This is a genomic window from Mameliella sp. AT18 (genome assembly GCF_028807275.1).
Lineage (GTDB): Bacteria > Pseudomonadota > Alphaproteobacteria > Rhodobacterales > Rhodobacteraceae > Antarctobacter > Antarctobacter albus.
This window is the reverse complement of the sequence record NZ_JARAMO010000234.1, coordinates 1-26,237: the sequence shown is the minus strand read 5'-3', so window position 1 is coordinate 26,237 and position 26,237 is coordinate 1. Positions and strand designations below refer to the sequence as shown.

Here is a 26,237-nt window from a genome sequence, read left to right as displayed (position 1 = left end):
AAAAGGCGCGGCGCGCGTCGGGGCCGCACTGGCCCGGACGCCGCTGCATCCTGACGCAAAGATACCGACCCGTGCGGAAGGCGCGTTGACGGCTGTCAACAGGCCTCGACCGAGGGCCGCTGACAGGTTGGACCGGGGCGCGCGCCGTGTATGACCGGCACCCTCCCCTCGGCAACCTCGTTCGCATCCGAGAGACACGCTTCAGGCATGGCTCTCATGACGTGAGGGACGCCGGTTCGCGTGACGGTCGAGAATTTCGGTCACGTCCCGGTCCGAGACCTGGTCGAAGATCCGGTAGTGTGCCCCGACAGCGATGAAAGGACGCGGCGTGTCGATGCAGATCAGGTCGTCGCAGTCCCTTGCGATCTCTGCGATGGCGTCCTGCGGCGCCACTGGGACCGCGACCAACAGGCGTGCGGGCCCGGCCTTGCGCACCAGGCGCAACGCGGCACGCATGGTGGCGCCGGTGGCGATCCCGTCATCGACGACCACCACTGTCTTGCCCGTGAGAGCGACCGGTACGCGGCCTTTCAGGTAAAGCTCCCGCCTTTTCCGGATGGTCTCAAGCTCGGGTTCGGCCAGGGTGCGAATATCGTCCTCGCCGAGCCCGGCCATGCGCGCAACGCCACTGTTGATCGTGAATTGCGGATCGCTGCCATCGGTCACCGCCGCCACGGCCAGTTCCGGCTGCCCTGGACAGCCGACCTTGCGCACCAAGGCGATGTCGAGAGGCGCTCCCAGGCCCTCGGCGATCACCTCGGCCACCGGCAGCCCGCCGCGCGGCAGGGCAAGGATCACGGTCTGGGCGGGGTCGAGTTCTGGCAGGTGGTCCAGCAGTTGCCGTCCTGCATCTTGCCGGTCTCGAAACATGGGACACCTCCTGTATCGGTCATGGTCTCGACCAATGCAATGGCGCGCCCGGCCGCCCTCCCGGCCGCGCTGCCGCAAAATCCGAACGACGCCGCTGCCGTCCATCTCGCGCTCCGAGGTTAGCATCGCGGGTTTCAAAGGCGATTGACGGCTGTCAACAGAGCGCGGCACGCCAACAAGCATGGAGAAAGAGGATTGTCTGCCGGCAATTCCGGAAGCTCCCCGGATGGTGAGATTTCATGCAGACCGTCTGGCCCGCGCTCGAATCATGCGGGTTTTACAGGATGGTCCAATCAGAGGAGAGGACATTCCATGCCTGGTAAAAGACAAAACAATATTTCTGCCAAAGGCTTTCTCACAGCGAGTACTGCGCTGCTTGTTCTGGCCTTGGCCGCGACTGCCCCGAACGCCACCTTGGCGCAGCAGGGCGGCGGCGGGGCCGGTGGCGGCGGGGCCGGGGCCAGTGGCAGCGGTGTGGACCGTGGGTCCAGCAGCCCCGACCAGACAATGAGCGGTATCTCCGGGGCATCACTGGCATAGGCGACTCGGACCGGGTCTACGTCGCGCCAACCTAAACGCCAGACCAGGGCCGCGCGGAAGGGGCCGTAACCCCCAAGGCAGCGCCCAGCGGCGGTGGCGGCGGAGGTGCAGGCGGCGGTGGCGGTGGCACCGCGGGTGGTCCGCCGACATCGACGGGCTCTGAAAAGGGTGACCTCTTCGGCGATCTTTGGGTCATTGACCGGGACGACAACGGCTTGCCGATCCTGACTGCAGATGGATTTGTCCAACCGCTCGACGCCGATGGCAATCCCATCCCCCTCGACGAAGAGGGCAAGCCGCTGGATGAAACCCTGACCGTCGAGGTGGAACTGGGCCGTCTGAACGTGGAGCGCGCCCCGTCTCGCGTCATCGACAGCCGGGCTGATGAAATCATCGACCTCCTGACCAGCGCAACGGAGATTTCGACCGATGCCGCCGGACGGCTGGTGCTGACCATCGACGACGCCGAAAAGACCATCGATGCCCCGCTGGACAACCTGCCGGTCTATTATGCCTTGCTGACGACCGGCAGTATTCCGGGGCTGACCCCCGATGATCTGGCCGGGACCGAGTACGATTTCCTTGTCGATGGCGCCTACACGTCCGCCAATCTGGCATTCTCGAGCGCGCTGCTTGCCGCGGCGACGGACAAGGAAGGTATCCGTCCGGTGCGACCGCTCTGACGGAGGGGGACTGCTGCCGATAGTGTCCATGGTCAATAATGGACATCTTGAGGCACTCCATGGCGGGAAGGAAAGGCCAGAAGAAGCGGTTCTGGTCTGACGAGGAGAAACGGTCTATCTGCAGTCAGACTCTGGTGCCGGGCGTTTCGGTTGCGCAAGTGGCGCGACGGTATTCGATGAATTCCAACCTGATCTTCACCTGGTTGCGGGACCCGCGCTATGCGCCCGGGCCGAAGGAAGAGAGCTGTGGGCCGGAGGACGGCGACGTATTCCTGCCGGTGGAGATTTCCGGTCCGGCGATTGACGGTCAAATGGTTGCGACGAGTGTGGCGACGGCCGGTTTGACCGATGGGGCCGTTCTGGCCAATCGGATCGACCTCACGCTTTCGGACGGTCGGAGGATCGTTGTCGAAGGACCGGCGGCGTTGTCGGCCGTGGTCAGGCTGGTCCAGGGACTGATAACTTGATCCCGGTGCCGAGCAACACGCGGGTCTGGCTGGCGGCTGGGGTCACGGACATGCGGCGGGGCTTCAACACGCTCGCTGCGCAAACGGAAAAGGTGCTGGCGGAGGACCCGTATTCGGGCCACCTGTTTGTGTTCCGCGGGCGCCGCGGTGATCTGTTGAAAATCATCTGGTGGGACGCGCAGGGCGCATGCCTGTTCTCGAAACGCCTCGAGCGCGGGCGCTTTGTCTGGCCTGCCGCCAAGGAGGGCAAAGTCAGCCTCCGCCCATCGCAATTGTCGATGCTCCTGGAGGGGATCGACTGGCGCATGCCGCAGAAGACGTGGCGGCCTCTTACGACCGGCAATTTGTCAGAGAATCCAGCGCCATAAGCTTCACTTGCACGCTGCGAAACGGTACTCTCCCGACAATGCTGGAGATGCCTCAAACCCTGCCATCCGATCCCGACGAACTCCGTGCCCTCACGGCACTGTTGCACGATCTGGCCAGGTCCCAGGCGCTGAGGATCGAGAAGCTCGAACATCAGCTGGCCGGTCATCGCAAGGCACGGTTCGGCTCGAATTCCGAAAGCCTCGATCAACTGGCATTCGACCTTCATGAGGACGCCGAAATCGCCGCGGCCGTGGCGGCTCAGGAGGAAGAGACCAGCCAGGCCGTTGACAAGGTCGATACCGGCAAGCGCAAGCACAGCCGTGCCCCGCTGCCTGACCACCTGGAACGGCAGTGTGAGGTTCTCTCGCCGGGCCAGACCTGCGCCGACTGCGGCGGGACCTTGCGGGCTCTTGGCGAGGATGTGACGCAAGAACTGGAATACATTCCGGGGCGGTTCGTCGTCCGCGAGATCGTGCGCCCGCGCATGGCCTGCAACTGCTGCGAAGCCTTTGCGCAGGCTCCACTGCCGAGCCGACCGATTGAGCGTGGGCGCGCCGGCCCGGGTCTGTTGGCGCACGTGTTGGTCGGCAAATATTGTGATCATTTGCCACTCTACCGGCAGTCTGAAGTCTACGCCCGCGAGAAGGTCGATCTGCACCGCTCGACGCTGACCGATTGCGTCGGGCGGTCGACGGCGCTCCTCGCGCCCCTGGCCGATCACATTGGCAAGCAGGTGCGGGCGGGGCCCGCACTCTTCGCCGACGATACCCCGGTAAAGATGCAGACCGGGGGCAAGACCGGCAAAGCCCAGACCGCGCGGATGTGGAGCTATGTCCGCGATGAACGGCCGTGGTGCGGCTAGGCTCCACCCTGTGCCTGGTACCAGTTCAGCGTGGATCGCAAAGGAAAACATCCCGCCGCGCATCTCGCGGGCTACAAGGGCATCGTGCATGCCGACGGGTTCACCGGCTTCAACGGGTTGTTCGGCGAGGGCTTGGCCAGCGAGCAGGCCTGCATGGTGCATGTCCGCCACAAGTTCGTCGATGTCTTCGAAAGAAACGGCTCCACCATCGCCCGGGAAACCATCGAACGCATCGCCGGGCTCTATGCCGTCGAAAAGGAGGCGCGGCACAAATCGCCGGACGAACGTGCCGCCCTGCGACAGACAAAGGCCAGGCCCATCTTCGACGAGTTGGAGATCTGGCTGAAGGACCAACTGCCAAAAATCTTGGGGAAAACCAAACTGGCCGAGGCCATCCGCTATGCCCTCAGCCGCATGCCGAAGGCACGCGCCTATCTCGAAGACGGCCGGTTGGAACTGGACAACAACATCTGTGAGCGGTCAATCCGGCCCCTGACTCTTGGGCGGAAAAATTATCTGTTCATGGGGTCCGAAGGCGGCGGCAAGGCTGCGGCCATCGCCTACACCCGCATCGAGACGGACCGCATGAACCGCGTCGATCCGGAAGCCTGGCTGACCTGGGTGCTGACCCACATTGCTGATCACAAAATCAACCGCATCGACGAACTCGCTCCCTGGAATTGGCAGCCAATCTGATTGTCAAAGGCGGTCACGCCGGACGGATACCAAGGAAGGCGTGTTCACCTCGGATGAAATCCGCCTATATTGATGCCTTTCTCGGGGTCAACACGACGACGGTCGGCGATGTGACCTATTCGGTGATCGATTATTCGACCTTTTCCTATGACCGGTCCGACACCTTCGAGGGGGTCACGGCCACGGTTCTTGTCGAACAGGCCGAAGGATCGTTCCTGCCCCAGAGCGTGGACATCTATGCCGTCTTCGACTCGGTGGATGCATCGGCATCGGGTAGCCTGGATGCTTATACTCTGGCCGCGGACGATGCCCGGTTGGTCATCGAGTTCATCCATGAGTATGCCGTGCCCGATTCGGCAGAATGACAAGATGCGCCGGGGCGGCTGTTGCCGCCCCGATTTTCCTGCCCGAGAATTCTTGATCTTCAGACCAGTCCGCTAGCCCCTCCCCTATCACCGGGACGTCGATGCGGCCTCAGTGCGCCATGAAGAGCGGCACGTTTACGAGGCCGGGCAAGACACGTGTCACCCCGCCAAGCAGCAATTCCCGAAACCAGGAATGACTGTAAGCGCCGCAAATCATGAAATCTGCCCCGGTTTCGACCTGGTGGCGGACCAGTGCCTCCGCATCGCTCAGACCGTCCGAGTCCACACGGGAGATAATCGGTGACAGCCCGTATCGCGCCAACATCACTGCAAGATCCTCGGACATCAGCATCTTGTCGGCGCCGCCGTCAACCAGCACAATATCCACGTCTCGCGATCCAACGCCGGCCAGCATGGGATACGCGCGTCGCACGGCCCTCAAAACCGAGGGGCCGCCATCCCAGCCGATCATCGCCCGCCGTGGCGCAAGTTTGGGCGCAACCGGACAGATCAGGACGGCGCCATCGCCGTTGAACAACGCGCCCTCGAAGGTGCTTTGCGGGACCTGATACAACGCGTCCCCGACCGGTTTGCCCAGGACCACCAGATCGATGTAACGAGCCTGCCGGCCGAACCTCAACGCCATGCCCGAAGGCGTCGCGACGAGGGGGAAGGCATCGCCCCGCACCCCTTCGATCTCCAGTCGCCTTGTCGCCTTGTCGGCGATTTCCCGTGCTTCGGACAATGCGCGGTCGCTGAGTTCGGCGCGGATTGGCAGATCACTCATCACGGCATAAGTTTCGACCGGCAGTTCGGGTTCGAACCCCAATGCTGCCACCCTCAGATGCGCGTCAAACTTTCGGGCGGCTTCAATGGCATGGCCAAACTGTTCTTCGCCGCTCGAAGAGCCGTCCAGATAGGTAAGAATTGACTTGACCGGCATCTCAATAAACCTCCTCGTTCCCTATGCTTCGCTGGCCCGAGCAACGAACCGACACGCAAGCTCTTTTCTGCACCCGAAGACGGGGGCCCCGGTTCTGTTCACGATGTGTCTCAATTTCTGGCGGAAAGCCTGTCGCCGGATTTCGGCAAGCAAGGCTGCAATACCCGGTTTCGGACATGCATTTTCTCCTCGAATGGTGATAAACCATTTCTGGAACGTCGGCCTCTCGCATTGACGAATGACAATGCGCAATTCGATACGATCCATCCCGCGCATCCGAACGTCTTCCGATCTCTTGACGTTTTTGATCAAGGCCGGTCTGTCGCGCGATAGCGCTGACGCCGAGGCCCTACCGCTTCAATTCCAAGATCATCACGATCTCCCTCAGTTCCACCACCTTGGCGCCCTTCCGTTGGCATCAGCAGGGGTAAATCCGGGCCGAACTTGGGAGATTTCATCCAGCACTCACAGTCGATCCCGACAGTGGCGTTCATCGGTATTGAACAACGCGATCAGGCGGTCTGAGGGCCCGGATTTCGCGGTGCAGGCCAGAAGCGTTCAGCCAGCAACCAGGCAATGATGGCGGTCGAAAGAGCCCTGAAAAGAGCACTGAGGTGTGCGTAGATCTTGCGGATGTTGTGACCGCAACCGCAAAGCACAGCGAATACCGTGTCGCCGGAGGCGCCTTTGGCCGGCATAGCGCTGCGCCTTGAAGCGCAGCGGATCAAGCCCGGCGATCAGCGTCAACGCGGGCTGCAGTCCTTCCAAAGCCTCGGGTGCCGCCATCACGGGCGACAACAAAGGGTTCTCGAGGTTTTCGGGCACACCGGCATAAAGCACGTTGAACGCATCAATGCGCCATGCGGGCATGATGCTGCGCGGGTCGAGCTTGTCCTCGGGCGGGGTGACCCCGTCGAGGAAGGGATAATCCAGAACCTGCCCACAGGGCCAGTGTCTGACATTAGGTGATTTGGGAAAGAAGCGCCTGTTCGCGACCGGAGGATGCGGGGGGCCTATCTTGCCTTGAGGAAATGCCGCCCAGTTCACGGCGAGCTAGGTCTTTCAGTAATCGACCTGTTCGAAACCGTAGCGGCCTTGGCTGTCCTCCCAATCGACGAAGACAGACCGAACCCAAAGGGTCGGACAATGCTCGCCATATCGCTCCAATCCCTGGAACGCCGGTGGCACAACGGGCCTGTTGATCAGCGACCAGCGAAACTGTCCCGTGGCGTCATAAGTGCCGTGCCTGACATGTTTGTAGCTGTTGCATTCGCCTGTTTCGCCACTCTCGTGCTGCCTGGCCTGGACATGGAAGACGTCGATCGAGCGGATGAAGTCAAACGCTTTGCCGCTCACGTCGATGTCGGCGCCTAAGCCCACGGCTTGGGCCGGGTGCAGAGTCTCCGGCTCAGGTGTGATGGACCACGGCCGCGTGCTTGAGATCTCGGCAATCCGCCGCAGGCGCAGGGCCGGATCTGGATCTTCCAGCGCAGCATGCATCGGGCAGCGCCAGATCTGCAATGGCGGCTCGACCGGCCAGGGCGTGATTCGGCGGATGAACTCGGCGCGCGCTTTCGCACAGGGAGCCGAAGCCGGCCATCCACCAGAGAGGCACAACAGGATGGCGCAGTCGATCGGATAGGTTTGTTCCTGCGCACGACCTTGCGTCCCGAAAACGAAGAGAACCGCAATGGTGACAAGTGTGCCGAGTCGGCTTGAGGCGTTGATCATAACAAGGCTCCAGAGGGTTCAAGGGCAATCACAAGACGCGACAATGGTATACTATTGTCGCAAGCAATTGAAACCCACTGCATGACACTAACCAGCGTCCTCCGCTGCCAACTTCGGCAGGGATATAAGAAATTCGATCACTTCGGCCGGTGTCGCGGACTTCACATGTGCCAGCTGCACGTCGCTTACCGGGGGATCGATGTACTTGGCTTCGTCCTGCGTGCCCGTCCAGAGAAAGGTCAGCTCGGCCGTGTTCCAAAGATAAACCGTGCCGATTTCGCGTGTCCGATCGGCACCAAACAACCGCGCAATGGCCGTCGCTTCCAATCTTTCCTTTGCGCCCATCTTGGTCATGCCAATTCTCGTGAGCAGGCCGGGCCACGAACGTTGCCTCCAGACTTTCCTGCCCGGGTTTGCACCGGACTTTTGTGCTCTTCCCGAGTACTTGCCCGACAAATCGCTTCTAAAATCCCCTCGGCAAGTAACCTGCCGCCAATTCGTTGCTCCAAAACTTCTGCTCCCGCTCACATCGGTTGATCAATACACGGAACGCGTTCTCCGAGCGTCGATCAACTCGTCTTATAGTTGTATTTTCAAGCCGGACTAAATCACGATACGATGTGAAATCTGGCGAAACAGAACGAAACGAACTCCGGTACGCACTTGATAAAGAATGGAAAACATTTTGTTCCTCCACCAGGTGACGGAAGGCCTTCAAGGAATTATTTCTACGCTTTAGTGACGCGGGTGCAGGTCGGCCGGTGGACAAGGACGGGTTTCCCACGGGACCATGGACTCCAGATCTCCTCGCTACCGCGATCTCACAAATCGATGCCAACCGAACCGGGGTGGATCTCCGCACGGTACAGCTTTGGTTTCAGGACACCGACAAGGGGGTCAGCTCCGAGAACATTCGCTGGCTGGCAAGGGTCTTCGGCTGCGACGATCCCGAAGCCACCAGCAAATGGCAGGCGGAACTGAGTGCGGCGCATGCGCGGCTGGTGGCCAAGAGGCGCGCGCGACGCAAGAGGCTGGAGTCCGGCGATACCCAAGGGCGCCCAGACAATTCGGCAAACGAAGCTCTGGAGAACAATGTTGCTCGCACTTCCGAACAACCACTCGATCGTGACATCGCGGGCTCAAAGGCAAAGCAACAGTTCAGACTGGCGAGGGCATCTGAAGTGATCTTCAGCCGTGGTTCACCACTGGATCTGCCGGCGACTGTATTCGCGGGCGCCGTCGCGCTCGGATTCACCTCGTTTTTTCTGGGCATTCACAGTGTCGCCTATAAAAGGCCGGACGGGCTGATCAAACAGGTCGGATTTCTGTGGGCCCCGAACTGGACATTCCTTTTCATGGTGTTCATGCCGCTTTTTTTCGTGTTCGTTGTCGAAATGCTGGCCTTCTGGAGAAACGGTGCCCGCTCAAGGCTCGCGAAGTTGATCGACCAGACGGCAAGCATTGACGCCTGGACGTGTAAGGTCGAAGCATCTTCGGTGACTTACTGGGTGGTTCTTATCATTTGCCTGCCATTTGCCGGTCTCTTTCAATGGATGGCAACGACTTTGCTCCCCCTGATACACGGTGACCGCGGCGATTATGCCATCGACTGGGGCGCCATTGCGATTGTGCATCCCGAGATCGTTTCGGTGCCGGCGTCGATCCTGTTCACCGGCCTCGCCTACCTTTACATGAGCCTGTGCTTTTTCCTGTTCTTCGCAGGGCTCTTCCTGGTCTACACCTTGGCCCATGACCTTTCGGATATCTGCGGTGCGGTAGACTATCGACAGAGTGCCGAACGCCATCGCGACACTGAGGAGATCCTTGTCAAGGTTCTGGGCGGAACATTTCGCTGCGCACTTCTGGGTGTCCTGGTCGCCATCTGCATGAAGCTACAGAGTGCCTATGTGACCACGAACGCCGAGAATATCCTCGACTGGCTGCGAGACGATCTGACGTCGGTCTTCAAAGCCGGTGATGCTTTGGGAGAGCAAATCGCCTATGTCAGGCCGACGCATTACAGCAGCCTGCTGGTCACTTTGGCCGCCTGTTTTGTTTTTCTGCATTGTGCCCTGTGTCTCAGGACGATCTGGCGGCACCAAGGGGACGAAACCCGATTCCGGGTTTGCGGCGTAATGGGTCTGATGTTGGCGGTCCTGGCCTTGCTCGTCGCTGGCTATTTGCTGATCGATGCGTTTTCCGGGTTTTCGATCTTGTTGGGCATCGGTCTGCTTCCCGCGATGTACGGCCTGGTTGATCCGACGTTTGGGTCAGGGAAAGCGGTGGATCAAGGAGGCAACCTCAGTGTTTCATAGCTGGCTCGATCGGTGGGACGAGCGCCGCGCGGCGCGAGGGGACGCGGTCAAGACAACCACCCGCTTCGCCCTGGGCGCGGACCTCGCCTTTCCGGGTGCGGGACGAGTCGAGAGCATCACGGAGTTCTGCGCACTGGCTGATCACGCTGTCGCGGATCCTGGCTATTTCGATGAGCCTACCGGGGCCGATCCGACGTTCGAGTTTGAAGACGACCGGCTCAGGTTTCGTTCCGGCATGTCCAGCGAGGTCGAAGAGAACAATACCGTCTGGGCGAAGGTAACCGACAGCGGATCGCGGGGTCAGGCGTTGGTGGTCTTCCACCATTGGAATGCGTCCGCAAGGTATCGTCAGATCGCAAGGTTTTTCGCGCGGCGCGGGATCACCGTTGTCGAAATCGCCCTGCCGTATCACTTCGAGCGCAGCCGGCCCGGTTCGCTATATGCCGACCACATGCTCAGCGCCAACCTCGGCCGAACCATCCAGTCGCTGCGGCAAGCCGTGTGGGATGGGCGCAAGCTCATCGGTTGGTTGCAGCGCGAGGGGTACGGCGAGATTTCCGTTCTCGGAATGAGCCTGGGGTCCTGGGTGGCGGGGCTTATCGCGGCCCACGAACCTGCGGTGTCGAAAGCGGCCCTCTTCCTGACTGCCGGCAGCCTGGCGGATATGGTCTGGACAGGTCGCGCGACACAGGCAATCCGCAAGAGTCTCGAGCCCGCGATAGACCAGGAAGATCTCCGACGGGCCTGGGGCCCTCTGGATCTGGAGAATTTCGCGCATCTCCTGGCACGCGACGATCTCGACCTTCACCTGGTGCTGGCCAGGAGAGACACGGTGGTTCTTCCGGACCAGTCCGAAAGATTGGTGCAAACCCTGAAGGACGCCGGTGCCAATCCCGGGATCCTGGAGCTGAATTGCGGGCATTATTCACTGTCGATGCCACCCTACATCCTTTGGGCCGGTTTGAGCACAGCCCGGTTGCTCAGGCATGGACGGTGACCCACTTGGGAGGAAACCGCGCCAGTGATCCGCAGCAACTGGCTTGATCACACGGATGGCCCCCTGCGGTTTTGATAAGCAAAGCTATAACAGCCGCACCTTGGAGAGGGGGTGAACAACGGTGTCGTAAGCCGTTAATTTTCTTGATTGGTACCGCCTCCCCGGTCTAATCGGGGTGTGAGCGAGAATCCGCTTGTCGCGCGGTTAATATATCTTGCGAGTCAAAACTATATGATTGTATGTCTGGGCTTCAACATCCTTGGCCCGGCCATTCGCCTTTAAGGGGAGCGTGATCCGGGTGATGGACCTAGAAAAAGAAGCACCGAATGTGGTCACCGAACCCAGATTCCGCGATCTGGTCGCCAGCGGCTATCGCGTCGAAGTTGTCTGCAAGGAGGACGCCTTCAAGAAGGGCCCCAACTGGCACGGGGTCTGGATTTTGCGGGCTGTCAGCGACGAAGGCGTCGAAAAACTCCTCGTCACTGCGCGGACCCGCACGTCGCGCAACGACATCAAGATCCGCGAGATCAGGACCGTCACCGGCGTCATCTCCTTCCTGCAGGGCATCGGGTTCTCCCATGCCGACATCCCGCTCGAGGAAGGCAAGCGGACGGTTCAGAAGCTTTCCGGCGAGGAGATCGCTGCCAGCAGGGGTTAGCGTCCTTCTTCTCTCCTTCCTGAGCTTTCCGGTATCCGGCGAAATGGTGCTGGTGATGGGAAGCGATGGATCGCTCTCACCGTCGCGCGCACAATCCAGTTTTGCCCGCACCTACAATGACGGGATTGGCCAAGGATCCGCTTCGGACGGGCTGCACATCTTTGGTGGCGACGGCAGTTCTGCAGAGGATGAGGCGTCGCGGATCGCGGCGGTGGCACCTCGAGCGCCGGCGCCCGGTCCCGACATTCTGGCCGCCATCGAAAGCACTGGGCTGCGCTACGCCGGTCACCCCGGCCTTCGAACAGCCGGCCTGACTGTCACCGACTGGCTGAACCTCTATCGGGCCAATATCGAGGTCGAGAGCGCCTACGACCCGAGCGCCGTCTCCCATGCCGGGGCGATCGGGCTCGGACAACTCATGCCCGATACGGCTCGCGCGCTCGGCGTCGATCCCCATGACGTGCGGCAGAACCTCGACGGATCGGCCCGCTACCTCGCCCAGATGCTGGCCGAGTTCGGTGACATACGCCTTGCGCTCGCCGCCTACAACGCCGGGCCGGACGCCCTGCGCGAACATCGCGGCATTCCTCCGTTTCGAGAAACCCATTCCCACATCCAGCGGGTGCTGGCCGTCTTCAATCGGCTGGAAGGAGAGACTTCATGAAAAACCCTGTCGCAACCATTGTCCTGTCCGCCACGTTTATCGTGGTCATTGCCGAGCCGGCACTCGCGCAAAGCATCGACCTCTCCCCGATCCAGAGCCTCCTGCAGGGGATCGTGGATGCCCTGACCGGTCCACTGGGCGTCGTTCTCGCCACCCTTGCCGTCCTCGGGGTCTTCATCAGCTGGTTCATGAACATCATCGATCTGCGCCAGGCGCTCTGGGTGCTGGTGGGCATCGCGGGTGTGGCCGCAGCGCCAACAATCGTTGCCGCCGTGTTTGGAGCCTAGGGAAACGACGCCATGGCAGAGCGATCCCCCCTCTTCCTGGGCCTTGTGCGCCCGCCGAAACTCCTCGGCCTGCCGATCATGTACGCCATGGTCTGGCTCTTCGGCTCGGTGCTCCTGTTCGTCTGGGCGCAGAACATGCTCGTGCTGGGTGTCGCGGCAGTGCTTTATCCCGTGCTTTGGAAAGCGGCAGACTGGGACCCGCGTTTCATCGACGTGATGATGACGGCGCTCCAGGAAACCCCGCCGACGCGGAACCGGGCCATCCACGGGGGCGACAGCTATGCGCCATAATCAAGCCCTGGACGAGACCTATGATGAGCGCACCCTTCTGCCAGACTGGTCTGCCCGGGAAAAACACCTCGCGCATATGCTGCCCTATGTCAGCCTCGTCGATGACCATACGGTCCGGACACGGGTCAACGAGCTCTTCCAGTGTGTCCGCCTCGGCGGCGTGAACAGTTACACTGCCGACGACGCCTATCTCGACAAGATGACCGCCCTCTTCGCCCGGATCATCGCGCAACTCGGGCCCGAGTTCAGCTACTATGTCCACAAGGTCTCGAAGTCGATCACGCCGGAGCTGCTCCCGGTCCGGGGGGACGGTTTTGCAGCGGCGGTGGATGAGGCCTGGCGTTCGAGGCTGGGATCGGCGGGTCTTCGCGACAAGACCCTGACGCTCACCATCATTCATCGCCCGCCGCCGAAGAGTTTCCTCGGCTTCGTGAACCGAAGCGCGCCGGAGCGGTTCAAGGAAGAAACGGCCAAGAGGGTCCGACGCCTCAAGGACGCGGTCAGGGTTCTCACCTCCGGTCTCGCCGAACTCAAACCCCGTCTGCTCTCGGCCGCCTCAGGCGAACTCGTCGGCTTCCTGGGCGCGCTTAACACCGGCCGCGAACTGCCGCTCTACCCGGCAAACCGTTACGGCTTTCTCGCCGCCAACGTCGCCAACACCCGCGTGACCTTTCGCGAGGATCACTTCGAACTCTCGGGCGGCGTGGTTGGTCACCGCTTCGGCAAGAGCTTCACCATCGGTGAATATTCCGAAGCTACCACCTGCACCATGTTCGACATGCTGAACCTTCCGGTCGACATGATCGTCACGCATTCCTTCACGCCGATCAATTCGAACCTGATGGCGGGCCGGATCAAGCGCCAGAAGCGCCAGATGCAGGCCTCCCAGGATGCCGCGCTCTCGCTCCTCGAGGCGCTCGACATCGCCCATGACGATCTCGAGGCCAAACGCCAGAGTTTCGGTGAGCACCACATGGTCGTGACCGTTTTCGGCGACAGTCTCGACGAGCTGCAGACCCTCGGGGCCGAGATCGTGAATGCCGCCGCGGCCGAGGGCGTGAAGATGATCGGCGAGCGGATGGCGGCGAAGTCGCATTATTTCAGCCAGCACCCGGGCAATCAGCCGAAGCGCGTCCGCGCCAGTGCCGTCACCAACCGCAACTTCGCGGATTTCGCGGCGCTGCATCGCACACAGCTCGGGAAAGAGAAACACCAGCTGCCCTGGGGGCAGGAGATCACGCTCTTCCCGACGCCCGAACAGAGCGGCTACCGCTTCTCCTATCATGAGCAGGGCGCGCCTTCGAGCGAACCTACCGGCGGGCACACGCTCATTCTGGGCCGCCCAGGTTCCGGCAAATCCGTCCTCTCCGCCTTCCTGATGACGCAGGCCCGGCGCGTCGGGGCGCGCATCTTCGTCTTCGACTACCGGCTCGGCATGGAGATGGCGGTGCGCGCCAATGGCGGGCGCTACGCCTCGATCAGGGCCGGACAGGCGACCGGTCTCAACCCGCTCTGGACCGAGATTGACGCCCGCGGCACGGCCTGGCTCTCGGACTGGCTGGCCTCGCTCCTTCACCGGTCTGACAAACCCCTCACGCCGGCCCAGACCAACCGCATCCAGGAGGTGGTCCGCCAGAACGCCACCGCAACCGACCCCGCCTTGCGGAACTGGCGCGATTTCGCCTCGCTCTTCGTCTCCACGGACGACAATGGTGACCTGCACCAGCGTCTCCTCGAATGGACCGAGGACGGCCGCTATGGCTGGATCTTCGGGCAGAGCCTCGAGGACACCTTCTCGCTCGAAGGCGATGTCGTCGGCTTCGATCTGACCGGCATCCTCGACAGCGAAAGCGAGCGGGAGCGCATGGCAGTCCTCTCCTATCTCTTCCGCCGGATCGAGCGGGAAATCGAGGACCGCCGGCCCACGATCATCGTCATCGACGAGGCCTGGAAAGCGCTCGACAACGCCTATTTCGCAGAACGGCTGTCGAACTGGCTTGTGACCGCACGGAAACAGAACACGGTCGCGGTGATGATGACGCAGTACGCGAGCCAGCTCGAGCGCACGCGGACAGGCAAGACCATTGTCGAGGCGGTGCCAACGCAGATCCTGCTCCCGAACATGCGCGCGCAGCCTGGCGATTACGCGATGCTGAATCTCAGCGAAAAGGAACTCGACGTGCTCCTGAACACAGGCAGCGACAGCCGACTCGCGCTCATCCGCGACGACAGCGGTTCGGTGGTGGTCGATGCCGACCTCTCGGCGCTCGGCCCCCTCCTCACCATCCTGGGCGGCATGGAGAAGGGCGAGGCCCTCGTCGGGGAAGATTTCCGCAGCCGCCCGGATTTCTGGAGGCTCTCATGACCCGCATCGCTCTTCTCTTCGCAATGCTCTGTGCCCTGGCGTCTTGCGCGCAGTATCGGGAACCGGAGGCCAACTGCTTCGCCTTCCGCGCCTCCCACGGCCAAGCCGAGCCGGAATGCACCTTCACACCCCTCCAAGCCCCGGAGGACGGCGTTGAGATCTAGGCCCGCTCATATCCTCCTGGCAGCCCTTCTGCCCGCAACCGCCCTGGCCCAGGGCGTGCCCGTCAACGATTCCGGATTGACGGTACGCGAAATCGTCGAGACGGGCGATCGGGATGCCGACCTCGCCCTGCAGCGCGACAAACTCACCACCCGTGAACTTCTGGCCGAGATCGAGCGGAAACAGCTCGCGGTGTTGCGCGACATCCTCCACGCGCAGACAAGTTTCGACGGTGCGGACCTGTCGAATATGGTCGACGATCTCGAGAGGGGTGGCGGCGATCCGGACCGGTCCGTCGCGGCGGTCTACGGCCTGGGCGATTTCGATCCCAATCCGGGCGGCACCCAGATGTTCGGGGACGCGGCAGAGACCATCGAGCAATTGATCATCCGGGTTGCCCAGGAGACCGCGGGCCTCGCAGGCGTCGGCCGCGCGGGTCTGTCGGTCGTACAATGGCGGGCCCTCCTGCAGGCGTTGATCTGGCAGGAAAGCCGCTTTTCCATCGGGGCACGATCTCCCGTCGGGGCCTTCGGTCTTACCCAGATCATGCCGGGCACCGCCAGCGACCTCGGCATCAATCCCGAATATTACGACAGCCCCTATCTGCAAGTGACGGGCGGGGCGCGCTATCTCGCGGCGCAGCTCGCCACCTTCGATGGCCATATCATCAACGCGCTCGCGGCCTATAACGCGGGTCCGGGCCGGGTGTTCGAGTATGGCGGCGTGCCGCCTTTCAAGGAGACCCGGCACTACGTCACGGTCATCCCTGAACGCTACAATCTCTACCTCGCCCGGATCGGCGGCATTGAAGCCCTCGGCACGATCGATCCCACGCTCTTCGCCAATGCCCACCTGTCGCTCACCGGCCACGGCGCGGCAGTTTACGGCAACAACTCCCCTGCCGCGATCCGACAGGCGGCACAGCGCATCCATGACATTGTCATCCGGATTGGCGCGACCCGGGACATCCAGGAGAGCATGGCGCTCAACACCTATGCCCGGGCCGAACTGGTCCGCCTGATGGCCGTGCGCATTCGCCTCAAGGCCGCACGGACCCAGCCACTGAGCGCCGGCCAACTGGCCCAGGCGGCAGCACGCCTGGCCGAGAACGAATTCATGGATTTCACTTTGGAGGATCTGGAATGATGCCCGGCAGATTTGTCATTGCAACACCGCTCAGCACACTGGCCCTTGCCAGCGCCCTGGCACTCAGCCTGCCAATCCTGACCCTCACCCAGGCAAAGGCCCAGGGCGTGCCGGTCATCGACGCCCGGAACATCGCCCAGAACATCCAGCAACTCCGGCAGATGATCGAGGACGAGATCCTGCAGAACAAGCAACTCACCCAACTGCGCGAACAACTTGGCCTACTCACGGATCAGCTCGCGGAGCTGCAGCGGACCTATGAGGCGCTGACGCGCCTCGCCGAACTCCCGGAAATCATCCAAACCCAGATGGAGGACGAGTTGAACGGCCTCCTCGACCAGGAATTCGGCGACATCCTGGCAACCATCGAGGCGATCAAGACCGGGGATTTCTCCGGCCTCACCGGATCCGGCGCCGAGGCAATCGAACCCCAGATGGACCGGGTTCTGGCCGACCTCGGGTTTGACGAGGACACGCTCGCCGAAATGGCCCGCAGCGGCAATCCCGGCGCCGCGCGAACAGCAACCCGGGCCGCGACAGGCGCTCTCCTCTCTGCCGCGGCCCAGAACAGCTACGACGATGCCGGGCAATCCCTCAAGCGCATCGACCGGCTGGTCGGACTCATCGACGACATGGATGAGTTGAAAGAGAGCGTCGATCTCAACACCCGCGTGACGGCGGAGCTTGCCATCGCGCTCGTGGCCATGTGGCAGCTCGAAGCGATCCAGACCGTGGGTGACGGCACCGGTGGTGTCATCACTGCCGCGACCATCGCCGAGGAACAGCGATTCATGGAGTTCACTCTCCCGGAACTGAATGCGGACTGAGGACTGATTGTTGGACGAAGAAACGGCCATCATCGAGGAGGAACTGGTCTACGGCGCACTGAGACGGGAACGGCTCTGGCAGCGCCTGGGGCTCCTTGGCCTGATTTTCGGCATCCTGGGCAGTTTGAGCGCGGCGGCCGTGGCCATCCTCGATGTCGATCCCCCGCCCGTCGTTGTCCCTTACGATCCCGAGACCGGCTTCGCCCTGCCCGAAGCCTCGGTCGGCGCTACCACCGTCACCGAGAACCGAGCGATTATCGAAGCGGAGGTCTTCCGATACGTGACCGACCGCGAGATCTATAACCAAATCGACAACGACCTGCGTATTCGCAGCGTCTTGCGCCGCTCCGACGGAGCGGCCCAGGCCTCGCTCCGCCAGATCTGGAACTCGGCAAACGCCGACTATCCACCGACGGTCTACGGACCGAATGCCCGGCTCGATGTCGAAATCCTCAGCATCAACCGGATCGGGGCAAACCGGGCGTCCGTGCGACTGCGCAAGCGCCTGACCTCGATCCAGGGCGTTCAGGCGGGGCTGTTCACCGCGACGCTCCTCTTCGAATTCCGCCCCGAGGAGAGGCGGTCCATCGACGAGGTCTGGACCAACCCGTTCGGCTTCACGGTAGTCGAATATTCGATCCGCTCCGACAGATTGGAGAATTAGGTTTGCGCGTCTTGTCCTTCATCTATGTGTGTCTTGCCTTGGCGCCCACCCTCGCGTCTGCCGAGGCTATCCCGCGTGGCGGCCCGAACGACAGCCGCGTCCGGATCGCCACCTACCAGGAGGGCCAGGTCTACCGCCTCAGCATCTCGCTCACCCATGTCACGACCATCGAGTTTGGCGAGGGCGAAAGCATCCGGTCGATCATCGCCGGTGACACGGAAGGGTTCGAGATCGACGGCGTGCCGGGCGGCCGCGCCTTCGCGATCAAACCCCTCGCTGGCGACCTCCGTACCAATGTCACCGTCTACACCAATCGACGGAGCTATTACTTCGACGTCAGCGAGGTCTCGAATCCGACCTTCTACGTGGTCCAGTTCCGTTACCCGCAGAACAACCGACGTCCGGCAAACGCCATCGCACGCGCGGCGCCGAACACCAATTACGGCGCCAGCGCGCGGACCGAGTTCACCCCGACGAGAGTCTGGGATGATGGCACCTTCACCTATTTCGCCTTCCCGCGAAACGCACCGGTCCCGGCAATTTTTCGCTATGCGAAAGGGCGTGAGCGCACGGTGAACACCGGTGCGATCGAGGGGGGTGTGATCCGCGTCTCGGGCGTCAATCGTCAATGGGTGCTGCGACTGGGCGAAGAGGTTGTCTGCATCGAGGCGACGCCGCCCCGGGGAAGCCCCTCATGAGCGACAACCCGAACCCAGATCTCGAAAGACGTCTTGCCGCCCTCGAACAGCGCGGCAAGCACCGAGGCGCACCCCCGATACGGCGCTCCCGACTGCTCGCCGTTCTGATGTTGGGCCTCATCATTGCCGGCGGCCTGGTGCTCTTTCTGTTCACGCCGCCGGAAAAAGAACCTGCGCTGCCGACGGCGACGCCCGACGAATTCCAGCTCGAAGGCGACGGTTTCGGCGGCATTGATCCCTTCGTCCCGCCCCCTGCCCCCGAACCGGAAATCGTGCTTGTCGAGCCTGCCCCCACCGAACCCAATGCAGAACTCCTCGCACAAATAGAGGCGTTGCAGGCGCAGATCGACGAATTGAAAAACGCGCCGAAACCGGTGGTCGCGGGTGGCGATGCCGCAGCCAAGGCGATCGACGGTCTGACAGCGCAAATCGCAGCACTGAGGGAGGCGTCCGACAAGGCCCAGAAGCTGTTTCAAGAGGAACTTGCCGCGCGGGACCGCGAACTCCAGGAGCTGCGGATGGACCTGGACCTTGCGCTGCTCGAAGTCAACAAACCGTCGCCCGCCCCAATCGGGCCCACCGAAGAAGAGCTTCGCTTCCGCGAAGAGGAACGGCGCCGAATTGAGGAAGAAGAGCGGCGACTGGCGGAGCTCAAACGCCGGGCCGAAGAGGAACGTGCGTTTCAGGAACGCCGGATCGCTTCACCAGTGATCGCTTTCGGTAGCTCGGGCGGTGCCATCGCAGGTGAGACAGACCTCTCGGAACGTAGATTGGGCGAGGTGACGGATTTCGTTCTGAACGGCGCGCTGCCGAGCACGGTCACCCAGGCCGAGGTGATCGCCAACCCCTCGAACACCGTCATCCAGGGCACGATGATCCAGGCCGTGATGGAGACCGCCCTCGACAGCTCGCTCCCCGGCCAGACGCGCGCCATCATCTCCGAGGATGTCTTCAGCTATGATGGTTCGCGCCTCCTGATCCCGCGCGGGTCACGCCTCATCGGCCGTTATCGCTCCGGCATCGAAATCGCGCAGCGCCGGGTGACCATTGCCTGGGACAGGATAATCCTGCCGGATAGCCAGACTGTACAGATCAGCTCGTTCGGGGGCGACGAACTCGGGCGTTCCGGGGTCACTGGCTTCGTCGACACCCGTTTCGACGAACGCTTCGGTTCCGCCGCGCTGATATCCATCATCTCGGCCGCGCCTGGCGCGGCATCAGCGCAAGTCGACGACAAGACGACCGGAGACGTTCTCAAGGATGTGGGCGACGATCTGGCAAGCGCCACCGATTCCGTGATCGGCGATTACCTCTCCATCGGTCCGGTCCTCTATGTCGACCAGGGCGCGCGGGTCACTGTCATGGTCGATCGCGATCTGGAGATCTTCTGAAATGACCCTCTCCTATCTCCAGGCCTCGCTCGACAAGCTTAAGGATGCCACGCGCGACGATGTGATCGAGATCTGCATCAACCCGGATGGCACCTGCTGGGGCGAGTTCCAGGGCGATCACTTCATGCGGGCGCTGGACCAGCGCCTGAGTGTCACCGAGCTGCGTGATCTCGGGAACCAGATCGCCTCCTCCGCAAATACGACGATGAGCAGGGACAAGCCCATCGTCTCGGTCTCGATCGCCTATCGCGACCGGCCCATCCGCGCCCAGGTCGTCACCCCGCCCGCGGTCCTCTCGGGCATGTCGATCTCGCTGCGGTTCTTCTCGAACCTTCCGCTCGACCGGATCGAACTCCGCTTCCTCTACGGCGAGGAGCGCAGGCTCGAAGAGCTGCGCCAGGTGAAAAACCGCGCGCTGCGCGAGGTCGTCGCCGCCGGTGACATCTACGCGGCCATCCGCTTCTGCGTTGAGAACAAGCTCAACATGATCGTCTCCGGCGGCACCTCGACCGGCAAGACCGTCGCGGCGCGCAAGATCCTCTCCTACGTTCCCGACGAAGAACGTATCGTCACCATCGAAGAGGCGGCGGAACTGCTGCCCGCCCAGCCCAATGCCGTCACATTAATCACCAACCGGGACGCGGAGTTCCAGTCCGCCGATGTGCTTCTGACCGCGACGCTCCGCATGCGGCCCGACCGCATCATCCTCGGCGAGGTGCGCGGCAAGGAGGCCATGACCTTCCTCGAGGCGATCAACACCGGTCATGGCGGCTCGATGACCACCCTTCACGCCGAGACCCCGCAACTCGCCGTCCAGCGTCTCGCCATCGCCGCGCTCAAGACCGAGATCCCCATGACCCACCAGGACATGGTCCAGTACATCGAAAGCTCGATCGACGTGATCATCCAGGCCGGGCGCGAGGACGGCCAACGCGGCATCACCGAATTCTATCTTCCCGGAACCGGAATGCAGGAAAGGCATGACCCATGAAGCGGTTTGAGTACGACATCCTGTTCTGCAAGGTGAAGAAGCAGAAGGACTATGAAGATATGCGGCGCGCCCTGAACGAGCGGGGTGCCGAAGGCTGGGAAGTGATCTCCGCCGAGGCGGGCGACTATGGCTATACCGCGTTCCTCAAGCGTGAGGTCGCGGATCGGTCGGCGGAGACGGGAACATGAAACGCGCCGCCGCTCTCGTCTGTTCATTCCTTCTCTTGTCGGGCACCATCGCATCGGCCGAGCGCGACCTGGTCCCGACGCTCGACAATCAACCCGATGTCTGCCCCGATCGGCCGCCCGAGCCGGAGTGGATGCGAATCACCGAGGCGCGCGACGCCTACAAGCGGCTCCTGGTCCAGCAAATTTACCGGTTTCAGAGCATGGGACGCATCGTCAACGCGCAGAGCTGTGCATGCGCCACCCGGTATCCGTCCTGGGAGGCCGCAGAGGCGGTCTATTTTGATCGCTATTCCTCAGCAGACTATTGGGGCGTGGTCGAGGCGACGTCAGACTTTCGGCGGCAGGCGAACGAGCTTCGGAAGCAGGCCATGCCGATCTGCGAAGCGGCCGACAACTGGTAGCGGGTCATGAGCGTCGTCGCGTATTTCGTGGAAACGGCCGAAGGCTATCTGGACTCGGCGGCCGAAACCCAGTTCGGGGCCGTGGCCGCCACGGTCGGAACGATGCTGGTTCTCGGAACGACGCTCGTGGTCATCCTCGTCTGCCTCAACATGATCTACCAATACCGATCCATGGATGGCCGGACCGCCTTCTGGCTCGCCGTGAAAATCGGCCTTATCGGCATATTCGCGACCAACTGGGTCCAGTTCAACGCCCTCGCATCCGCCATCCTAAACGGGATAGACAGCATCGCCGGATCGCTGGTCGCATCGGTCGGCGGCGGGACGCCAGGGCCTTCGGGGACCTTCGCCGAAGAGTTCGACCAGCTCATCGCGGCGCTCGGAGACTACCTGAACGCAGCGGGGTCCGAGCTGAACTGGATGGCCGGCGCGCTTCTCGACACGCTCGGCGTTCTCCTGCTCTCGATCCTCGGAGGGCTGGCGGCCTTCATCATCGTCGCCTCCAGGCTCATGATCACGCTACTGATTGGGATCGCGCCGGTGATGATCTTCCTGACCCTCTTCGAGGTGACCAAGGATTATTTCGCGCGCTGGCTCTCCGCCCTGATCTCCTTCGCAATCTACCCCATCGTCATCGCCGGCGTGTTCGCGACAATCACAGGCGTCTCTCGCGCGCTGCTCGCCGAACTCGGTGACCCGGAGGGGGCTTCGAACATCGGCGCCCTCCTGCCCTTCTTCATGATGGTGCTCATGGCCAAGGGGTTCATCTTCGCGACGCCCTTCATCGTCCGGTCGGTCTCCGGAAACATCATGATGCCCGCGCTTTCAGCGGGCATTGGTGGGGGCTATGCTTTCGCGCGGGGCCTGGCAGGCAGCCAGCAGGTTTACAACCGATACGCCATCGGCGGCGCGACAGGCGCCGAGTATGCCGCGCTTCGGGCTCGGCAGTTTATTGGCGCCCAAGCGCTCCCGACCCGCCCTAACGCCGCAGGTGGCGCGCCGGTGGCACCTTCCGGCGGCTCTTCCGGCGCTGGAGCCCGCATGCTTGCGCAATTGGCCCGTCTGAACAGGCTGGGAAAGCGATAACCATGAACGATCTGACAACTCCGCACGTCCATCTCCCGTATCCCGCCGGATTGCACAGTTACAGGGCGCGCTGAGGTGCCCCAAGCCGGTTTCAGAACAAACCAGGGCAAGTTTCGCCTTACTTTGTGCCTCCCATCGCGCGGAATGATCGCCGGCCCTTGCATTGACAAACGGCAGCAAGTTCTTATATCGATGCCAAATGCCAGGTGGAGGCTAAGATGCCTGAACTCAGACGGATTGAACCTCACGCCGCCGCGCCCGCGCCGCGATTCTCCGACGAGGAGGTTCAGGCCATGCAGCGCGCTTTTATCAAGCTTGCCGAGCTTTGGGGGCTGACCGACGAGCAGGCTGCCGTTCTGATGGGCGACATTTCCATGCGGACGTTCCGGCGCTGGAAAGCCGGGGAGCTTGGCCGTGCCGGGATCGATACGGCCGCGCGCCTGTCGAACATCATGGGGATCCACAAGGCGCTTCGGCTGCTCTTCAAGGATCCGGCACGAGGCTATGGCTGGATCAAGCGACCCAATACGGCATTCGGTGGCGCGACGGCTCTGGACGTCATGCTCGGCGGGCAGATCACCGACATCATGCGGGTCAGGCGTTACCTCGATGCAATGCGGGGGCCATGGTGACAGCGCCCGAGATCAGGGTCACCTGGGACAGGTGCTATCGCCTGATAAACTCTGCCCACCCACCAATCGATCTTTTCGAAGACATCGCGGACCCGGCGGACTGGTTGCTCCTCGGCTCGGGGGAAAGCAAGACCAATCCCAGACTTGCCCAAACGATTGGAAATCTGGATCTCGTCCCGGAAGAGCGCCGCGTCGGAGGACCGGGGGCGTCCTATCTGATGGCGCCATTCGTACATGTGACCCCAGATCATCAGGGGCGGTTCCACGACGGCACCTTTGGCGCATTCTATGGGGCGGACGGTTTCGAAACGGCGCTCTTCGAGACCGTCCATCACACCCAGCTGTTTTGTGCCGCGACCGAAGAAGCGCCGGGATGGATCGCGGACAAGCGCGAGCTGATCGGCAAGCTCGACGCCGTCCTCATCGATGTCAGTACAGGGTTTGACGACCTGCTCGACCCACTCGATTACGGGCGCTCACAGACCTTTGCTCGAGAGCGGCGAGCCGATGGCGCGAACGGTATCGTCTATCCGTCCGTCCGCAATCCTGGCGGCATTTGTTTCGCTGCCTTTCATCCGGATGTTGTCTCTGCCCCTGTGCAAGGACGTCACATCACCTATCATTGGGACGGCGCGAAGATCGACATGTTCAAGGACCTGGGCGACGGATCGGTCTACGCGATCTCAACCTAATCGCCCGGAACTGTAATCCATATCATTTTCCAGAGCAGTCCCTGGAGGTGATGCGAAGGTGGACCGGATTGCGGAAGAGGTTGTGCTGAGTGACGAGGAGCATTGCAGGACAAGGGGATACGCGCCTGGCCAAGGAGGTCGATGAGTTCACCTTTGAGGACACACCGGTGTACGAGACGCTGGTGCGGGATCTTGCCACCGGTGACTTCATCGACCAACAGCGCAACGTTGTGCTCATCGGCGGCACCGGAACCGGCAAGTCACATCTCGCGGTGAGCATCGCGCGATCCTGCATCAGGCGCGGCAAGCGCGGTCGGTTCTTCAACGTGGTCGACCTCGTGAACAAACTGGATGCCGAGGCGCGTGCTGACCGCCAGGGCCGCGCTGCCAATCTCCTCTGCCGCCTCGACTTCCTGATCCTTGATGAACTGCGCTATCTGCCGTTCGCGCAGACCGGTGGACAGCTCCTGCTCCACCTCATCAGCCGCCTATACGAGCGAACCTCCGTCATCGTCACGACCAACCTCGACTTCGGCGATGCCAAGATGACGACCGCACTCCTTGATCGCCTCACGCATCACTGTGACATCGTCGAAACCGGAAACGAGAGCTGGCGCTTCAAGACCCGCGCATAGCCGAAACACCACTGGCCCGACGCGGCTGCGCTGTGTCGTGGCTACACCGCATCGGGCCAGCTTCCGCGGTGCCAAAAGGGGTCAATTTTGGGCTCTGTCGCGCCTTTGGTGCAGTTGAGTTGCCAGAACGCTATATCTCGGCGAACTTAATGGAGGTTGCCGATGGGTTCATGGTTTTCGCGACGAGATTTTCTACCGGCAGGGTTGAAGGCCGACCAGGTTGAGCTTGATGGCAACAGGATCCGGGTCCACGCCCGTTCCCTGAATGCCTCGGCAGCATGTCCCCGCTGCGGCACGGTCTCTCGTCATGTCCACAGCAAGTATTGGCGTCGGCCAGCCGATCTCCCCGCCCATGGCCGAGAAGTTGAACTGGTGCTGCTGGTTCGTCGATTTCGTTGCCGCGCTGTAAGTTGCCCAACGAAGATTTTTTCAAAACGGTTCCCGCCTGATGTCACGCGGCCACATGCGCGCCGGACGTCACGCTTGCAGGAACTGGTGCGTCACATCGGCATTGCTCTCGGTGGGCGCCCCGCGCAGGCGCTTGCCGGACGGCTTTTACTGCCGGTGAGCAAAGATACGTTCCTGCGCAGCGTTCGGGCGAAGACCGAGTGGTCTGTAGCGGCCCCCCGCGTGGTGGGTATCGACGACTGGGCATGGCGGAAGGTCATCGATCTGCTGCCCGACCGGGAGCCCGCCACTGTGGAAGCGCGGCTCCGCGCCCGTCCCGGGATCGAGGTTGTTGCCCGTAATCGCAACGGTGGCTACGGCAGTACCATCGCGCGTGCCATGCCGGACGCGGTTCAAGCCGCGGATTGTAGGCATCTGTTAGAGAATGCAAGTGCCGCCTTCCTGGTCGCCGTGCAGCGGAACATGCCAGCCATTCGCAAGGCTATCGGGGTAGAGACCCTCGATCCGAGGCTTTTGACGGCTGCGGAAAGGCTGCAATTCGAGGGTTTTCAAAGACGCCAGCAGACCAACCACATGTTCCGCCGAATGGCAGACAAGGGTGTTTCCATCAAACGGATTGTGCGCCTGACCGGGCTGAGCCGCGGCTTGGTCCGCCAGATCATCCGCGGTGAGTGAGAAGATGTTTTTCACATCCGCGAGAGCAGCGTGACCGCTTGGTTGTCTCGGCGAGAACGGGAGTGGAGCGGCGGATGCCGTAATGGCGCAGAACTCTGGCGCCGGTTACGGGCCGATGGATTTCAAGGCAGTCTCCGGGTCGTCGGTGAGTGGGCGACACGCCAGCGCCGGGCCGAACAAGCGGTGCCGCCCGGAACAAGAAAGTCGCCACCTGCCCGAAGGATTGCGCGGCTCCTGACCATGGGACGAGATCATCTGACTTGTGCTGAAGCAATCCAGGTCGCGCGGATCGAAGCGGCGCTACCAGCTCTGGCAACCGCCCGGGAGCTGACCGACCGATTCACTGACATGCTGCGAAACGCCCGTGAGAATGCCCTGGCCGCCAGGCTCGACGAAACCGAGGACAGCATACTCTCATCCTTCGCCCGTGGCCTTCATAGCGACCAGACCGCAGTTGCCGCCGCGCTGCGGGAACCTTGGTCAAACGGGCCGACCGAGGGCCAGATCAAGGTCACGTCCGTCAAGGTGGTGTAATTTG

Annotated in this window: 25 protein-coding genes and 5 pseudogenes; 25 read left to right on the top strand and 5 right to left on the bottom strand. The window is 62.2% G+C overall.

Going from position 1 to position 26,237, the window contains the following annotated elements:
- Positions 1-201: 201 nt before the first annotated feature.
- Positions 202-870, bottom strand: coding sequence for a phosphoribosyltransferase (locus PVW46_RS20940; protein WP_274577424.1), 669 nt, complete (start codon positions 868-870; stop codon positions 202-204).
- Between the two features lie 755 nt (positions 871-1,625).
- Between PVW46_RS20940 and PVW46_RS20935 the strand changes: the two genes are divergently transcribed.
- The 5 genes and pseudogenes from PVW46_RS20935 to PVW46_RS20915 all read left to right on the top strand — a co-directional run bounded on the left by PVW46_RS20935 (position 1,626) and on the right by PVW46_RS20915 (position 4,852).
- Positions 1,626-2,093 (top strand): hypothetical protein, encoded by a 468-nt coding sequence (locus tag PVW46_RS20935; RefSeq protein ID WP_274577421.1) that lies wholly within the window; start codon positions 1,626-1,628, stop codon positions 2,091-2,093.
- Between the two features lie 38 nt (positions 2,094-2,131).
- Positions 2,132-2,560, top strand: coding sequence for an IS66-like element accessory protein TnpA (tnpA, locus tag PVW46_RS20930; protein ID WP_274577420.1), 429 nt, complete (start codon positions 2,132-2,134; stop codon positions 2,558-2,560).
- On the top strand, positions 2,557-2,928 hold the full coding sequence (gene tnpB, locus PVW46_RS20925) for an IS66 family insertion sequence element accessory protein TnpB (RefSeq protein ID WP_274577419.1): 372 nt from the start codon (positions 2,557-2,559) through the stop codon (positions 2,926-2,928). The genes tnpA and tnpB overlap by 4 nt, the downstream gene beginning before the upstream one ends.
- 38 nt (positions 2,929-2,966) lie before the next feature.
- Positions 2,967-4,487, top strand: a pseudogene (gene tnpC, locus PVW46_RS20920) (IS66 family transposase).
- Positions 4,488-4,540: 53 nt separating this feature from the next.
- Entirely contained in the window at positions 4,541-4,852 is a 312-nt protein-coding gene (locus PVW46_RS20915; RefSeq protein ID WP_274577418.1) for a hypothetical protein, read from the top strand.
- 109 nt (positions 4,853-4,961) lie between these two features.
- Here PVW46_RS20915 and PVW46_RS20910 read toward each other — a convergent pair whose 3' ends face one another.
- From PVW46_RS20910 to PVW46_RS20895, 4 genes and pseudogenes are all read right to left on the bottom strand, one after another.
- The gene (locus PVW46_RS20910) at positions 4,962-5,795 is read right to left on the bottom strand and encodes a universal stress protein (RefSeq protein ID WP_274577417.1); all 834 of its coding nucleotides are present in this window, start codon (positions 5,793-5,795) and stop codon (positions 4,962-4,964) included.
- Positions 5,796-6,503: 708 nt separating this feature from the next.
- Positions 6,504-6,842 (bottom strand): annotated as a pseudogene (locus PVW46_RS20905) (alpha/beta hydrolase fold domain-containing protein); the annotation flags it as partial.
- A 15-nt stretch (positions 6,843-6,857) separates the two neighbouring features.
- Positions 6,858-7,526, bottom strand: coding sequence for a hypothetical protein (locus tag PVW46_RS20900; RefSeq protein WP_274577416.1), 669 nt, complete (start codon positions 7,524-7,526; stop codon positions 6,858-6,860).
- Positions 7,527-7,613: 87 nt separating this feature from the next.
- The gene (locus PVW46_RS20895) at positions 7,614-7,880 is read right to left on the bottom strand and encodes a hypothetical protein (protein WP_069211705.1); all 267 of its coding nucleotides are present in this window, start codon (positions 7,878-7,880) and stop codon (positions 7,614-7,616) included.
- A gap of 368 nt (positions 7,881-8,248) precedes the next feature.
- On the opposite strand from PVW46_RS20895, the pseudogene PVW46_RS20890 reads away from it, so the two are divergent.
- From PVW46_RS20890 to PVW46_RS28825, 20 genes and pseudogenes are all read left to right on the top strand, one after another.
- Positions 8,249-9,841, top strand: a pseudogene (locus tag PVW46_RS20890) (RcgA family putative transporter); the annotation flags it as partial.
- Positions 9,831-10,838: an alpha/beta fold hydrolase gene (locus PVW46_RS20885; protein ID WP_274577414.1), complete on the top strand. Its 1,008-nt coding sequence runs from the start codon at positions 9,831-9,833 to the stop codon at positions 10,836-10,838. The pseudogene PVW46_RS20890 and the gene PVW46_RS20885, both read left to right, overlap by 11 nt.
- A gap of 301 nt (positions 10,839-11,139) precedes the next feature.
- Complete coding sequence (locus PVW46_RS20880; protein WP_028288544.1) at positions 11,140-11,496, top strand: hypothetical protein; 357 nt, start codon at positions 11,140-11,142, stop codon at positions 11,494-11,496.
- 43 nt (positions 11,497-11,539) lie between these two features.
- A complete protein-coding gene (locus tag PVW46_RS20875) occupies positions 11,540-12,160 on the top strand; it encodes a lytic transglycosylase domain-containing protein (protein WP_274577413.1) in 621 nt (206 codons plus the stop codon).
- Complete coding sequence (locus PVW46_RS20870) at positions 12,157-12,447, top strand: TrbC/VirB2 family protein (protein WP_069211326.1); 291 nt, start codon at positions 12,157-12,159, stop codon at positions 12,445-12,447. Before PVW46_RS20875 ends, PVW46_RS20870 begins: the two co-directional genes overlap by 4 nt.
- Before the next feature lie 12 nt (positions 12,448-12,459).
- On the top strand, positions 12,460-12,738 hold the full coding sequence (locus PVW46_RS20865) for a VirB3 family type IV secretion system protein (protein WP_274577411.1): 279 nt from the start codon (positions 12,460-12,462) through the stop codon (positions 12,736-12,738).
- Complete coding sequence (locus tag PVW46_RS20860) at positions 12,728-15,103, top strand: VirB4 family type IV secretion/conjugal transfer ATPase (protein WP_274577410.1); 2,376 nt, start codon at positions 12,728-12,730, stop codon at positions 15,101-15,103. The genes PVW46_RS20865 and PVW46_RS20860 overlap by 11 nt, the downstream gene beginning before the upstream one ends.
- 219 nt (positions 15,104-15,322) lie before the next feature.
- A complete protein-coding gene (locus tag PVW46_RS20855; protein ID WP_274577432.1) occupies positions 15,323-16,411 on the top strand; it encodes a lytic transglycosylase domain-containing protein in 1,089 nt (362 codons plus the stop codon).
- Entirely contained in the window at positions 16,411-17,238 is an 828-nt protein-coding gene (locus PVW46_RS20850; protein WP_443137059.1) for a type IV secretion system protein, read from the top strand. Before PVW46_RS20855 ends, PVW46_RS20850 begins: the two co-directional genes overlap by 1 nt.
- A 10-nt stretch (positions 17,239-17,248) precedes the next feature.
- Complete coding sequence (locus PVW46_RS20845; RefSeq protein WP_274577408.1) at positions 17,249-17,902, top strand: VirB8 family type IV secretion system protein; 654 nt, start codon at positions 17,249-17,251, stop codon at positions 17,900-17,902.
- Between the two features lie 38 nt (positions 17,903-17,940).
- Positions 17,941-18,600: a TrbG/VirB9 family P-type conjugative transfer protein gene (locus PVW46_RS20840; RefSeq protein ID WP_443137058.1), complete on the top strand. Its 660-nt coding sequence runs from the start codon at positions 17,941-17,943 to the stop codon at positions 18,598-18,600.
- Positions 18,597-19,991, top strand: coding sequence for a TraB/TrbI/VirB10 family type IV secretion system protein (locus PVW46_RS20835; RefSeq protein WP_274577405.1), 1,395 nt, complete (start codon positions 18,597-18,599; stop codon positions 19,989-19,991). The genes PVW46_RS20840 and PVW46_RS20835 overlap by 4 nt, the downstream gene beginning before the upstream one ends.
- A 1-nt stretch (position 19,992) precedes the next feature.
- The gene (locus PVW46_RS20830) at positions 19,993-20,982 is read left to right on the top strand and encodes an ATPase, T2SS/T4P/T4SS family (protein WP_274577404.1); all 990 of its coding nucleotides are present in this window, start codon (positions 19,993-19,995) and stop codon (positions 20,980-20,982) included.
- Positions 20,979-21,170 (top strand): hypothetical protein, encoded by a 192-nt coding sequence (locus PVW46_RS20825; RefSeq protein WP_274577402.1) that lies wholly within the window; start codon positions 20,979-20,981, stop codon positions 21,168-21,170. The genes PVW46_RS20830 and PVW46_RS20825 overlap by 4 nt, the downstream gene beginning before the upstream one ends.
- Positions 21,167-21,571, top strand: coding sequence for a hypothetical protein (locus PVW46_RS20820; RefSeq protein WP_274577400.1), 405 nt, complete (start codon positions 21,167-21,169; stop codon positions 21,569-21,571). Before PVW46_RS20825 ends, PVW46_RS20820 begins: the two co-directional genes overlap by 4 nt.
- Positions 21,572-21,577: 6 nt before the next feature.
- Positions 21,578-22,657 (top strand): TrbL/VirB6 family protein, encoded by a 1,080-nt coding sequence (locus PVW46_RS20815; RefSeq protein WP_274577398.1) that lies wholly within the window; start codon positions 21,578-21,580, stop codon positions 22,655-22,657.
- 218 nt (positions 22,658-22,875) lie between these two features.
- Positions 22,876-23,289 carry an MbcA/ParS/Xre antitoxin family protein gene (locus tag PVW46_RS20810; protein WP_274577396.1) on the top strand — a complete coding sequence of 138 codons (414 nt, stop codon included), beginning with the start codon at positions 22,876-22,878 and terminating at the stop codon, positions 23,287-23,289.
- Positions 23,283-23,981 (top strand): RES family NAD+ phosphorylase, encoded by a 699-nt coding sequence (locus PVW46_RS20805; RefSeq protein WP_274577394.1) that lies wholly within the window; start codon positions 23,283-23,285, stop codon positions 23,979-23,981. The genes PVW46_RS20810 and PVW46_RS20805 overlap by 7 nt, the downstream gene beginning before the upstream one ends.
- A gap of 125 nt (positions 23,982-24,106) precedes the next feature.
- A pseudogene (locus PVW46_RS20800) lies at positions 24,107-24,616 on the top strand (ATP-binding protein); the annotation flags it as partial.
- Between the two features lie 162 nt (positions 24,617-24,778).
- A pseudogene (locus tag PVW46_RS28825) lies at positions 24,779-26,206 on the top strand (ISL3 family transposase); the annotation flags it as partial.
- Between the last annotated feature and the right edge of the window lie 31 nt (positions 26,207-26,237).

Coding starts and splice junctions, on each gene's coding strand:
- PVW46_RS20815 (WP_274577398.1), top strand. CDS start 21,578: ATGAGCGTCGTCGCGTATTTCGTGGAAACGGCCGAAGGCTATCTGGAC.
- PVW46_RS20870 (WP_069211326.1), top strand. CDS start 12,157: ATGAAAAACCCTGTCGCAACCATTGTCCTGTCCGCCACGTTTATCGTG.
- PVW46_RS20895 (WP_069211705.1), bottom strand. CDS start 7,880: ATGACCAAGATGGGCGCAAAGGAAAGATTGGAAGCGACGGCCATTGCG.
- PVW46_RS20915 (WP_274577418.1), top strand. CDS start 4,541: ATGAAATCCGCCTATATTGATGCCTTTCTCGGGGTCAACACGACGACG.
- PVW46_RS20865 (WP_274577411.1), top strand. CDS start 12,460: ATGGCAGAGCGATCCCCCCTCTTCCTGGGCCTTGTGCGCCCGCCGAAA.
- PVW46_RS20880 (WP_028288544.1), top strand. CDS start 11,140: ATGGACCTAGAAAAAGAAGCACCGAATGTGGTCACCGAACCCAGATTC.
- PVW46_RS20825 (WP_274577402.1), top strand. CDS start 20,979: ATGAAGCGGTTTGAGTACGACATCCTGTTCTGCAAGGTGAAGAAGCAG.
- PVW46_RS20900 (WP_274577416.1), bottom strand. CDS start 7,526: ATGATCAACGCCTCAAGCCGACTCGGCACACTTGTCACCATTGCGGTT.
- PVW46_RS20940 (WP_274577424.1), bottom strand. CDS start 870: ATGTTTCGAGACCGGCAAGATGCAGGACGGCAACTGCTGGACCACCTG.
- tnpA (WP_274577420.1), top strand. CDS start 2,132: ATGGACATCTTGAGGCACTCCATGGCGGGAAGGAAAGGCCAGAAGAAG.
- PVW46_RS20860 (WP_274577410.1), top strand. CDS start 12,728: ATGCGCCATAATCAAGCCCTGGACGAGACCTATGATGAGCGCACCCTT.
- PVW46_RS20805 (WP_274577394.1), top strand. CDS start 23,283: ATGGTGACAGCGCCCGAGATCAGGGTCACCTGGGACAGGTGCTATCGC.
- PVW46_RS20850 (WP_443137059.1), top strand. CDS start 16,411: ATGCCCGGCAGATTTGTCATTGCAACACCGCTCAGCACACTGGCCCTT.
- PVW46_RS20830 (WP_274577404.1), top strand. CDS start 19,993: ATGACCCTCTCCTATCTCCAGGCCTCGCTCGACAAGCTTAAGGATGCC.
- PVW46_RS20875 (WP_274577413.1), top strand. CDS start 11,540: ATGGTGCTGGTGATGGGAAGCGATGGATCGCTCTCACCGTCGCGCGCA.
- PVW46_RS20835 (WP_274577405.1), top strand. CDS start 18,597: ATGAGCGACAACCCGAACCCAGATCTCGAAAGACGTCTTGCCGCCCTC.
- PVW46_RS20810 (WP_274577396.1), top strand. CDS start 22,876: ATGCCTGAACTCAGACGGATTGAACCTCACGCCGCCGCGCCCGCGCCG.
- PVW46_RS20910 (WP_274577417.1), bottom strand. CDS start 5,795: ATGCCGGTCAAGTCAATTCTTACCTATCTGGACGGCTCTTCGAGCGGC.
- PVW46_RS20820 (WP_274577400.1), top strand. CDS start 21,167: ATGAAACGCGCCGCCGCTCTCGTCTGTTCATTCCTTCTCTTGTCGGGC.